The organism is Devosia elaeis (assembly GCF_001650025.1).
Classification (GTDB): Bacteria; Pseudomonadota; Alphaproteobacteria; order Rhizobiales; family Devosiaceae; genus Devosia; species Devosia elaeis.
Window position 1 is genome coordinate 38,567 of record NZ_LVVY01000077.1, and the last position, 11,148, is coordinate 49,714.

Consider the following 11,148-nt stretch of genomic DNA (forward strand, 5'->3'; position numbering starts at 1 on the left):
CACTTTCCTGGGCCAAGTACGAAGGGGCGTATTGGTGCCGGGACAAGGGATTGACGATGCTATAGTTCCGCGCCGATCCCAGATGTGAAATATCGGCATGCAGACGGCTGCCGGCGGTTTTCCCTCGGGGCGAAAAAACCTGCGCTGAGAGGACGTTCCGCTTCGCTTCACGGGCAGGTGAAAAGACCGTCCGATCGCTTTATTAACCTATGTTAATGGGCGGGGCGCGTCGCGGTCGGGGCCGTGGTTTGACCGCATGGTTGCCTTTCGCATATAGAGCGCCCATATGAAATCCGGCCGTGCCGCGCGCGGTCGCCAAACCATCCAGCGTTTTCTATGTCATTGTCCAATGCTGCCGAGGCTCCGGTCCGGCCCGTTTCCGAACCGTTCCGCCTGCGCCGCACCTTCGCGATCATTTCGCACCCGGACGCCGGCAAGACCACGCTGACCGAGCGGCTCTTGGCCGCGGCGGGCGCGATCCAGTCGGCCGGCGCGGTGCGCGGCAAGGCGGGGCAGCGCTCGACGCGCTCGGACTGGATGGAAATGGAGCAGCAGCGCGGCATTTCCATCACCTCCTCGGTGATGACCTTCGATTATGACGGGCTGACGCTGAACCTGCTGGATACGCCGGGCCACTCGGACTTTTCCGAGGATACCTATCGCACGCTCACCGCCGTGGACGCGGCCATCATGGTGATCGATGCGGCCAAGGGCATCGAGGCGCAGACGCTCAAGCTGTTCGAGGTCTGCCGGCTGCGCGACATTCCGATCATCACCTTCATCAACAAGGTGGACCGCGAGGGCCACGCCCCGCTGGAGCTGATCGACGAAATCCAGGACAAGCTGGCGCTGGATCTGACCCCGGTGCTCTGGCCCATCGGGCAGGGCGTCGATTTCGGCGGCTATATCGACCTGGTCGAAAAGCGCGTGCTCAATCCGCAGGGCAAGATCATTGCCGAATTCGAGCAATTGGAAGACCTGCTGGACGTGGAGGCGCTGGTCGACAATCCGGTCTTCATGACGGCGCTGGAAACGCTGGAAATGGCGCAGGCCATGCTGCCGGGCTTCGATCTGCCGACCTTCCATGCCGGGCATCTGAGCCCGGTCCTGTTCGGTTCGGCGCTCAAGGGCGTCTCGGTGGCCGAGCTGTTGCGCACCCTGGGCGATTGGGGGCCGGAGCCGCGGCCGCAGCCGGCCCTGCCAGCGCCCATCGCGCCGAGCGACAAGAAGGTCACCGGCTTCGTGTTCAAGGTGCAGGCCAATATGGACGCCAATCACCGCGACCGCATCGCCTTCGTGCGCCTGTGCTCGGGCAAGTTCGAGCGCGGCATGCGCTTGAAGAATGTGCGTTCGGGCAAGGATATGGCGGTCTCCAATCCCATGTTCTTCTTCGGCAACAATCGCGAACTGGCCGAGGAAGCGGTGGCGGGCGACATTGTCGGCATTCCCAATCACGGCACCCTGTCGGTGGGCGATACGCTGACCGAGGGCGCCAATGTCAATGTGACCGGCATTCCCAATTTCGCGCCGGAAATCATCCGCCGCGTGCGGCTGACCGACCACATGAAATCCAAGCAGATGGCCAAGGCGCTGACCGATCTCTCCGAAGAGGGGGTCACGCAGGTCTTCCGCCGCATGGTGGGCGCGGACTGGATCGTGGGTGTCGTGGGCCAGCTTCAGCTCGAAGTGCTCTCGGCCCGTGTCGCCAAGGAATATGGCGTGCCGATCAGCTTCGAAAGCATCGGCTTCGAGGTGGCGCGCTGGGTGGAAAGCGACGATGCCGACGAGCTCAAGCGCTTCATCGCCGCCCAGAAGATGAACATGGCCGAGGACCGGAACGAGGCGCCGGTCTTCCTGGCGCAGAATGCGTGGTGGGCGGATCGGGCCAAGCAGGACTGGCCGAAAATCCGCTTCCTCACCACCAAGGAGCGGCATTGAGCGCGCTCGACCGCATCGGGGAATTCGTTGCCGCGGTGCAGGCCGCCTTCGCCGATGGCTCGCTGACCAAGCTCAAGCTCGGCGGCTATCATGGGCCGGAGGCGGAGCTGAAATCGGCCGAGGCGCGCAAGGTCAGCATCAAGGCGGGCGAGCGGCTGAGCTTCGTCTTCCGCTACAGGACGCGGGACATCACAAAGAACCTGACCGTCAATGAGACGGCGCTGCTGCTGACCGCCGGGCTCAACGAGGATTGGCGCAGCGCGCGGCTGGAAACGACCGGCTTCGACCTGCAATTCGAACGGCAGGGCGACAAGCAGCGCCTGAAGCGCAGCGCGGTGGCGGGGCGGGAGGCCCCGAATGCCGGGCATGACCGCACCAAGAATCGGCCGCTGACCAAGACCGGCAAGCCGTGGCTGCACGCGCTGGGCATTACCGGCAAGGACGGGGCGGTGCGCAATGACCGCCAGGATAAGTTCCGCCAGATCAACAAGATGGTGGAAATCTTTGCGCCCCTGATTCAGGGCCTCAAGGCCGAGACGCCACGTATCGTCGATATGGGCGCCGGCAAGGGCTATCTCGATTTTGCGCTTTACGACTATCTCTCGGCCCAGGGGCAGGGCGTCGAGATCGTCGGGGTCGAACTGCGCGACGCGCTGGTGGCGGATGGCAATGTCCATGCCGACGCATCGGGCTTTTCCGGGCTGCGCTTCGAGGCCGGCTCGATCCTCGACTATGACGCCAGCGGCGCCGATGCCGTCATCGCCCTGCATGCCTGCGATACGGCGACCGACGACGCCATCTACAAGGGCATCGCGGCCGGCGCGGATCTGATCGCCGTCGCGCCGTGCTGCCACAAGCAGGTCCGCCGGCAGATGGAGGCGGGCAGCGCCGACCAGCGGCTGGATTTCCTCCTGCGCCACGGCACCTTCATGGAAAAGCAGGCCGAGATGGTGACGGACGGGCTGCGGGCGCTGCTGCTGGAGGCCTCGGGCTATCGCACCAAGGTGTTCGAGTTCGTCTCCGATGCCCATACGCCCAAGAACAACCTCATCGTGGCGCAGCGGGGCGGCGCTGGGTCGCGGCAGGATGCGCTTGACCGGATAATGGCGGTAAAGGCTATGTTCGGCATAGAAAAACACTATCTAGAGGGTCTGCTCGACCTCTGACCCTTTGAAAGACCACAGGCTCCCCATGACCAAGATCACCTATGTCACATCGCAGGGCGAACGCATCGAGACCGAAGGGGAGAACGGCTCGACCGTGATGGAAACCGCGATCATGAATGCCGTTCCCGGCATCGTGGCCGAATGCGGCGGCGCCTGCACTTGCGCCACCTGCCACGTCTATGTGGACGAGGACTGGCGCGAGGCGGTTGGCGGTCCCTCGATGATGGAAGAAGACATGCTCGATTTCGCCTTCGACGTGCGCGACAGCAGCCGGCTGTCCTGCCAGATCAAGGTGAAGCCGGAACTGGACGGGCTCGTCGTCCACGTGCCCACCCGCCAGGGCTGAGTTTTTAACCTCCGTTGTGGAGCCGACACATTTCTGTCGCTCTTCCTCGTCAGGGGGAGGGGGCCGCGATCAAACCCCATCCGGATCGTCACCCTCGGGCTTGACCCGAGGGTTCTTTGTTTTGGGTGCACCGCAAACGCCCTCGGGTCGAACCCGAGGGTGACGAGCGGTGGGTGAGGGTGGTGCGGCTTGCGCGACCGGCCCCGGTTCTTGCCCCCTCCCCCTTGAGGGGAGGGCCGGGGTGGGGGTGGTTCAGTGATCCGCTGATGAGCCCCCCACCCTCATTCCCTCAAGGGTGGGGGAAGCAAACGCCTTCAGCGGCCTCACGCCGACCGGCCGGCCCGTGACCCTGAAAACGCGGTGATGAGCAAAATTTCCGCCCCAGGGGCCTGCGGAAGATTCATTTGGCGGCGCGCCCCCCAAGATGTGGTCGCCATTCCAATGCGGGCAGCGTCAGGGAAATATAAAAGCTATTGAATTTCAAAGCCTTGTGGCTTCGCGCGTCTTTGGATTATTTTCCGCCATCTCTCGAACAGGATCATGATGGCTAGCCTCAACACATTTCCGTTGAGTTTCAAGGTCAAGGGCAGGCGTATCGTCATCGTCGGTGGTAGCGACGAAGCCCTCAACAAGGTCCGGTTGGTTTCTAAGACTACTGCTTCGATAGAGATTTACTCCCGACAGATCGAGGCCGATTTCTCCGCCTTTCCCGTCTCGCTGCATGAACGCGCGCTCGCCCCCGGTGATATTGCCGGGGCGGCCCTGGTTTTCGTGGCGGAGGAGGGGGAGGATGCGGAGCTGGCCAAGGCCGAGGCGCGGCGGCTGGGCATTCCGCTCAATGTGGTCGACGTGCCGGCCGAATGCGATTTCTATACGCCCTCGATCGTCGAGCGGGCGCCGCTGACGGTGGCCATTTCCACCGAAGGCGATGCGCCGGTGCTGGCGCGGCTGGTGCGGGCCCAGATCGAGGCGTTGCTGGCGCCCGGAATCGGGAAAATCGCGAGTATGGCCGGTGGCTTGCGGCAGAAGGTTGAGAGCCTGATTCAGGATGGCGCGGCCCGCCGGCGCTATTACGAGGACCTGGTGACGCGGCCTGGAATGGGCCCGGCCGAGGCCGAACGATTGCTGGCCGACCATGCCGCGCATGGCCGTGGCCAGGGCATGGTCTGGCTGATCGGCGCCGGGCCGGGCGCCGAGGACCTTCTGACCCTGCGCGCGCAGCGGGCGCTGCAACAGGCCGATGTGATCGTGCATGACCAGCTGGTGCCGGCGGCCGTGGTCGAGATGGGCCGCCGCGATGCCGAGCAGGTTTGCGTCGGCAAGGCGCGCGGCCATCATTCCTTCAGCCAGGCGCAGATCAATACGCTGCTGGTGCGGCTGGCCGGCGAGGGCAAGCGCGTCGCCCGGCTCAAGTCCGGCGATCCGATGGTGTTCGGGCGCGCCGGCGAGGAGATCGCGGCCCTGCGCAAGGCCGGGCTGGCCTACGAGATCGTGCCGGGTGTCAGCGCGGCCCTGGCCGCGGCCGCCGACACGGCGACGCCGGTGACGCTGCGCAGAACGTCCAGCGGCTTCGTCATGGCGACGGCGCATGGCGCCGATGATGGCGATCTGATGCATTGGGCGGCCCTGGCGCAATCGGGGCTGACGCTGGCGCTCTATATGGGCAAGGCCATCGCCGCCGAGACGGCGGCGCTTCTGGTGGCGCATGGCGCCGCGCCCGATCTGCCCATCGGCATCGTGGTCAATGCGGGCCGGGCGGAGAGCGCCTCCTATTCCGGCACGCTGGGCCGGCTGGCCGCCGGCGCGGTCGATTTCGTCGATGGCCCCGCAATCATTCTGGTCGGCCGCGCGGTCGCCCATGGCGACTGGGCCAATGCCGCCGAGGCGGCGGCAAGCAATTTCAAGGTAGCGTGATCCATGGAAATCCTCACCGGCAACGAACTGACCTCCGGCGCGACCGTCTATCTGGATGGCGCGGGGAACTGGGTCGAGGATTTGCAGGCGGCGCGGCTCTTCGCCAAGGAAGCGGCCGCCGAGCGCGACGCCGCCCTGGCCGCGACCAGGGCGACGGGCCGCATCATCAGCCTCGAAATCGAAGAAGTTACGCAGGAAGACGGGCGCATCGTGCCCCGGCGCCTGCGCGAACGCATCCGGGCGGCGGGCCCCACCGCTCCCCTAACTCTCAATGGGCAGGCGTATGATCGCCAGCGCTTAGGTGACGACGGGCATGTATCGATATGACGAATTCGACGCCGCTTTCGTAGCGGGTCGCACGGCGCAATTTTCCGATCAGGTGAAGCGCCGCCTTTCCGGCGAGCTTTCCGAGGACCAGTTCCGGCCGCTGCGGCTGATGAACGGGCTCTATCTGCAGCTTCACGCCTATATGCTGCGGATCGCGGTGCCCTATGGCACGATGAATTCGCGCCAGATGCGCAAGCTGGCCCATATCGCGCGGACCTATGATCGCGGCTATGGCCACTTCACCACGCGGCAGAACATCCAGTTCAACTGGCCCCGGCTCAAGGACATTCCGGCGATCCTCGAGGAATTGGCGAGCGTGGAAATGCACGCCATCCAGACCTCGGGCAATTGCATCCGCAATGTCACCACCGACCAGTTCGCGGGCGCCGCCGCCGACGAAATCCTCGATCCGCGGCCGGTGGCCGAGATCATCCGGCAATGGTCGAGCCTGCATCCGGAATTTTCCTATCTGCCGCGAAAATTCAAGATCGCCATTACCGGCGCGCCCAATGACCGCGCCGCCATCCGCTTTCACGATATCGGCCTTCAGGCTGCGGTGAACGGGGCGGGCGATATCGGCTGGGAGGTCTGGGTCGGCGGCGGGCTGGGCCGCACGCCCATGGTGGCCAAGCTGATCAACAGCTTCGTGCCGCACGAGCACCTGCTGGCCTATCTGGAGAGCATTCTGCGCGTCTATAACCGCTATGGCCGGCGCGACAACAAGTTCAAGGCCCGCATCAAGATCCTGGTGCACGAGGAGGGCCTGGAAAGCATCAAGGGGCAGGTCGAGGCCGAATTCGCCGAGGTGCGCGGGGGCGTGCTGACGCTGCCGCAGGACGAACTGGACCGGATCAGCGCCTATTTCGCGCCGCCCGATTTCGCGGATCGCTCCGGCCAGAATGTGGACGTGGCCTATCAGTCGATCCTCGATCCCGCCTATGGGCGCTGGCTCGACAACAACCTGCATCCGCACAAGCAGCCCGGCTATGCCTCGGTGACCATTTCGCTGAAGCCGGTGGGCGGGGCGCCGGGCGATGCCACGGACAGCCAGATCAACGTGGTGGCGGACCTGGCCGAGCGCTATTCCTACGACGAATTGCGCGTGACCCATGAGCAGAACCTGGTGCTGCCGCATGTGGCCGTGGCCGATCTGCGGACGGTCTATGACGTCCTGGTCGCCAATGGGCTGGCCGAGGGCAACAACAACCAGATCACCGACATGATCTGCTGCCCGGGTCTCGATTTCTGCGCCCTGGCCAATGCCCGTTCGATCCCGATCGCGCAGGAAATCTCCAGGAAATTCGCCGCGCCCGAGCGGCAGAAGCAGATCGGCGATCTCAAGATCAAGATTTCCGGCTGCATCAATGCCTGCGGGCACCACCATGTGGGCCATATCGGCATTCTGGGCGTCGAGAAGAAGGGCGGCGAGCTCTACCAGATCACGCTGGGCGGCGACGCCACCGAGACGGCGTCGGTCGGCAAGATCATCGGCCCGGGCTTCGAAGCCGACCAGGTGCCGGGGGCCATCGAAAAGCTGGTGGATTTCTACATCGCGCAGCGCCAGGGCGAAGAGGAAAGCTTCCTCGCCGCCTATCGCCGGCTGGGCGAGGCCCCGTTCAAGGAGGCCTTGTATGGCGCGGCGTGACACTCTTCACCTCTCCCTTTGGGGGAGAGGTCGGCGCGCAGCGACGGGTGGGGGGGCCTTTCCACCTAAAGCTGCTGCAAGGCCCCCTCACCCGACCCAAGTGGGTCGACCTCTCCCCCCAGGGAGAGGTGGCGCTGCCGCGCCCAATGTTATGGAGACCCCCCATGGCCATGCCTAAGCTCGCCCCCGTCCCGGTCGCCAACGACAAGCTCCGCGCGCTTGGCATTCTCGCGCTCAACGGCATGTTCGACGAGATGGATGCGCTCGGCGTGCTGCGCTATGCCGTCAGCGAGGTTCTGCCGGGGGATCTGGCCATCGTTTCGTCCTTCGGGGCGGATTCGGCGGTGCTGCTGCATATGGTGGCGCAGGTGGACCCGTCCATGCCGGTCTATTTCCTCGAAACCGGCAAGCATTTCCCCGAGACCCTGGCCTATGTCGAGACGCTGAAGAAGCAGCTCGGGCTGATCAATGTGCGCGCCATTCATCCCGATCCCGCCGATGTCAGGCGCTTCGATCCCAATGGCGATCTGTGGGAAGCCGATCCCGATTCCTGCTGCCATATCCGCAAGACCGAGCCGCTGGAGCCGATCACCGAGCAATATGGCGGCTGGGTCACGGGCCGCAAGCGCTACCAGACCCGGGAACGCGGCGTGCTGCCGCATTTCGAATTGACCAGCGACGACCGCATCAAGGTCAATCCGCTGGCCTATTTCTCCGATGCGGACGTCATCGAATACCGCCGTAAGCATGACTTGCCCGAGCATCCGCTCTATGCCAAAGGCTACAAGTCCATTGGCTGCGCGCCCTGCACCTCGGTGGTGGCCGAGGGCGAGGATCCGCGCGCCGGACGGTGGCGCGGCCTCAACAAGAAGGAATGCGGCATCCATTACGATTTCAGTGGAGCGATCGCCAATCCGATGAATGCCGCCACCCGCCACAACCTCTGGAAAGACGGGGCCTTCATCGCCGATCCCTTCAAGGCCTGGGAAGAGGGCGCCAATCCGTCCGAGGCGCGCTATGTGCATGTGCCGCTGAGCGTTTTCCTCGCCAATCGCGCCGAATTCCTGGCCAATCCGCACCCGCTCGGGCTGCTGGTCACGCCGGGCGAGAAGGTGGAGGGCGTGGCCGAGGACCTGTCGCGCTTTGCCTCCATTGCCGTGCTCTTCCCCGCCTTCACCGATGGGCGTGGCTATTCCACGGCGCGGCTTCTGGTCGAGCGCTTCAAATATGCGGGCGAAATCAGGGCCGTAGGCGACGTGCTTCAGGATCAGATTCCGCATATGCGCCGCTGCGGCTTCAACGCCCTGGTGGTAACGCATGAGCCGACCCGCCGGGCCCTGGTCGAAAATCGCCTGCCCGAAATGGCCCTGTTCTACCAGCCGGTGGGCGTGGCCGAAATTCCGCTGGGCACTCGCCCCTTCCTTCGCCGCGTATCGTGAGATAAGTGGAGCGTGTTAGTCGCCTTTGATGGCGTTCGCCGGGGCCGCTGGTGACAGCGGCGGTTCCCATCCAGAAAGCGGGGCAGGGGCCCCGATGGGACCAATGCCGGAGCCTCGTGCGGTTCCGGTTTCGAATGGACTTTGAAAATGAGCACTGAGATCAATACCGATGTCGTCGTCATTGGCGCGGGGCCCTGCGGGCTGTTCGCGGCCTTCGAACTCGGGCTGCTCGACATCAAATGCCATTTCATCGATATCCTGGATCGCCCCGGCGGCCAGTGCGCCGAGCTCTATCCGGAAAAGCCGATCTATGACATTCCCGGCTTCCCGGTGGTCACCGGCCAGCAGCTCACCGACAATCTCATGGCGCAGATCGCGCCCTTCGCGCCCGAATTCCACTTCTCGCGCATGGTCAATTCCATCGAGAAGCTGGAGGACGGCTCCTTCAAGCTGCAGACCGATGCGGACGAGACCTTCTACACCAAGGTGGTGGTGATCGCGGCCGGCGGCGGCTCGTTCCAGCCCAAGCGCCCGCCGGTGGCCGATATCGAGCAATATGAGAACACGTCGGTCTTCTACGCCGTGCGCAAGATGGAAGACTTCCGCGGCCAGGACGTGGTCATCGTGGGCGGCGGCGATTCCGCCCTGGACTGGACGCTGAACCTGCAGCCCATCGTGCGCACGCTGACCCTGGTGCATCGTCGCGACGCCTTCAAGGCGGCGCCAGCCTCGGTCAACAAGATGAAGGAGCTGGTGGCCGAGGGTAAGGTCAATTTCCAGCTCGGCCAGATCGCCAAGCTCGATGGCGCGGACGGCCAGATCAACCATGTGCATCTGACGACCGAGGCGGGCGACCTGTCCATTCCGGCCACGCGCCTCCTGCCGTTCTTCGGGCTGACCATGAAGCTCGGCCCGGTGGCCGATTGGGGGCTGGAGCTCAACGACAACACCATCGTGGTCGATACCGAGAAGTTCGAGACCTCGGTGCCCGGCATCTTCGCCATCGGCGACATCAATTACTATCCGGGCAAGCTCAAGCTGATCCTCTCCGGCTTCCACGAAGCCGCGCTGATGGCGCAGGCCGCCAAGGCCATCGTCTCGCCCGGCGAGCGCGTGGTGTTCCAGTACACGACGAGTTCGACCAAGTTGCAGAAGAAGCTGGGCGTGGCTTGAGGCGCACATTCATTCCGTCGTCATTGCCGGGCTTGTCCCGGCAATCCATCTCGCCTCCGCATGGACCACCGGGACAAGCCCGGTGGTGACGATTAACGATAGTCTTGTTGTTCCGGCAACTTGACGCTATCCCCACAGCGCTGTTGAGGAGCGCCCCATGAAGATCATCGTTACCGACCAGTCTGGCGACGTGCACGAGCTCGAAGGGCTCGAAGGCTGGCGCGTGATGGAGGTCATTCGCGATTGGGGCCTCAACATCAAGGCCGAATGCGGCGGCGCCCTGAGCTGCGCCACCTGCCATTGCTATGTCGATGGCGATTGGCTCGACGCCGTCGGCGCGCCGAGCGACGACGAAGAGGACATGCTGGACAGCGTGGGCGACGTGAAACCGAATTCGCGGCTGAGCTGCCAGATCTTGTGCTCCGACGCCCTGGACGGATTGAAGCTCACACTGGCCCCCAGCGCCGCCAAGGATTGATCACGCCGGCCGGCTCCACAGCCCGTCGCCCTCGGGCCTGACCCGAGGGCCTGCCACCACACGCGCTAGGGCAGCGGCTCCAGCCTCTGAACGCCCTCGGGTCAAGCCCGAGGGTGACGAGCGGTGGGTGCGGCAAACACCGGGCCCCCACCTCCCCCTCGACGGGGGAGGTAGCGCAGCTTGGCCGACAGGCCTAGCGAAGCTAGGAGGGGGTGCTCCCATGCACCGACATCTAATATTTAGCTCTCTGCCGCCCGTCCCCCCTCACCCGTCTCGGGCTGCGCCCGATCCACCCTCTCCCCGAGGGGGAGAGGAACAGAGGCGAGAAGGCCATGAGCGCAACACGCGAATGGCGGGGGAGCTCGCCCCAAGCGCCGAACCCCCACCGCCCCCTTGATGGGGGAGGTAGCGCAGCTTGGCCGATAGGCCTAGCGAAGCTGGGAGGGGGTGCTCCCGCGCACCGGCGTTAGAAATCAAACACCCTGCCGCCCATCCCCCACCCAGCCCTCCCCGCAAGGGGGAGGGTGTCGCATCGTGTTTGCCAGAAAACTTATCCCCACCCCATCACCCCATATTACTCTCCCCCCATCAGCCGGGTGGAGATGGGGTTGCAACGATCAACCGTCCGGCGACAGTCGGGAGGCCTCTTCATCGTTAAAGGAGGCTGGGTCCGGGGATGGGAAATTCCGGTGAGAGCCGGCCCTAGGAAACCCCCTGCCAGA

9 protein-coding genes are annotated in these 11,148 nt (G+C 64.5%); all 9 read left to right on the plus strand.

The window, feature by feature from the left end:
* The first annotated feature begins 336 nt into the window (after positions 1 to 336).
* The 9 genes from A3840_RS08550 (at position 337) to A3840_RS08590 (ending at position 10,426) form a co-directional block, all read left to right on the plus strand.
* The gene (locus tag A3840_RS08550) at positions 337 to 1,938 is read left to right on the plus strand and encodes a peptide chain release factor 3 (protein ID WP_067454852.1); all 1,602 of its coding nucleotides are present in this window, start codon (positions 337 to 339) and stop codon (positions 1,936 to 1,938) included.
* The gene (locus A3840_RS08555; protein WP_067454854.1) at positions 1,935 to 3,104 is read left to right on the plus strand and encodes a class I SAM-dependent methyltransferase; all 1,170 of its coding nucleotides are present in this window, start codon (positions 1,935 to 1,937) and stop codon (positions 3,102 to 3,104) included. Before A3840_RS08550 ends, A3840_RS08555 begins: the two co-directional genes overlap by 4 nt.
* A gap of 25 nt (positions 3,105 to 3,129) precedes the next feature.
* Positions 3,130 to 3,450: a 2Fe-2S iron-sulfur cluster-binding protein gene (locus tag A3840_RS08560; protein ID WP_067454856.1), complete on the plus strand. Its 321-nt coding sequence runs from the start codon at positions 3,130 to 3,132 to the stop codon at positions 3,448 to 3,450.
* A 540-nt stretch (positions 3,451 to 3,990) separates the two neighbouring features.
* The gene (cysG, locus tag A3840_RS08565) at positions 3,991 to 5,364 is read left to right on the plus strand and encodes a siroheme synthase CysG (protein ID WP_245676580.1); all 1,374 of its coding nucleotides are present in this window, start codon (positions 3,991 to 3,993) and stop codon (positions 5,362 to 5,364) included.
* A gap of 3 nt (positions 5,365 to 5,367) precedes the next feature.
* Positions 5,368 to 5,691 carry a DUF2849 domain-containing protein gene (locus A3840_RS08570; protein ID WP_067454858.1) on the plus strand — a complete coding sequence of 108 codons (324 nt, stop codon included), beginning with the start codon at positions 5,368 to 5,370 and terminating at the stop codon, positions 5,689 to 5,691.
* Positions 5,678 to 7,336, plus strand: a complete 1,659-nt coding sequence (locus A3840_RS08575; RefSeq protein ID WP_067454860.1) for a nitrite/sulfite reductase — start codon at positions 5,678 to 5,680, stop codon at positions 7,334 to 7,336. Before A3840_RS08570 ends, A3840_RS08575 begins: the two co-directional genes overlap by 14 nt.
* 164 nt (positions 7,337 to 7,500) lie before the next feature.
* Entirely contained in the window at positions 7,501 to 8,775 is a 1,275-nt protein-coding gene (locus tag A3840_RS19860; RefSeq protein ID WP_067454862.1) for a phosphoadenylyl-sulfate reductase, read from the plus strand.
* 147 nt (positions 8,776 to 8,922) lie between these two features.
* Positions 8,923 to 9,948 (plus strand): NAD(P)/FAD-dependent oxidoreductase, encoded by a 1,026-nt coding sequence (locus A3840_RS08585; protein WP_067454865.1) that lies wholly within the window; start codon positions 8,923 to 8,925, stop codon positions 9,946 to 9,948.
* Positions 9,949 to 10,105: 157 nt separating this feature from the next.
* Positions 10,106 to 10,426 (plus strand): 2Fe-2S iron-sulfur cluster-binding protein, encoded by a 321-nt coding sequence (locus tag A3840_RS08590; protein WP_067454867.1) that lies wholly within the window; start codon positions 10,106 to 10,108, stop codon positions 10,424 to 10,426.
* Positions 10,427 to 11,148 lie beyond the last annotated feature (722 nt).

Bases quoted from the DNA above. Each gene is read 5' to 3' on its own strand.
- A3840_RS08550 (WP_067454852.1), top strand. From the start codon at position 337: ATGTCATTGTCCAATGCTGCCGAGGCTCCGGTCCGGCCCGTTTCCGAA.
- A3840_RS08560 (WP_067454856.1), top strand. From the start codon at position 3,130: ATGACCAAGATCACCTATGTCACATCGCAGGGCGAACGCATCGAGACC.
- cysG (WP_245676580.1), top strand. From the start codon at position 3,991: ATGATGGCTAGCCTCAACACATTTCCGTTGAGTTTCAAGGTCAAGGGC.
- A3840_RS08570 (WP_067454858.1), top strand. From the start codon at position 5,368: ATGGAAATCCTCACCGGCAACGAACTGACCTCCGGCGCGACCGTCTAT.
- A3840_RS08575 (WP_067454860.1), top strand. From the start codon at position 5,678: ATGTATCGATATGACGAATTCGACGCCGCTTTCGTAGCGGGTCGCACG.
- A3840_RS19860 (WP_067454862.1), top strand. From the start codon at position 7,501: ATGGCCATGCCTAAGCTCGCCCCCGTCCCGGTCGCCAACGACAAGCTC.
- A3840_RS08585 (WP_067454865.1), top strand. From the start codon at position 8,923: ATGAGCACTGAGATCAATACCGATGTCGTCGTCATTGGCGCGGGGCCC.
- A3840_RS08590 (WP_067454867.1), top strand. From the start codon at position 10,106: ATGAAGATCATCGTTACCGACCAGTCTGGCGACGTGCACGAGCTCGAA.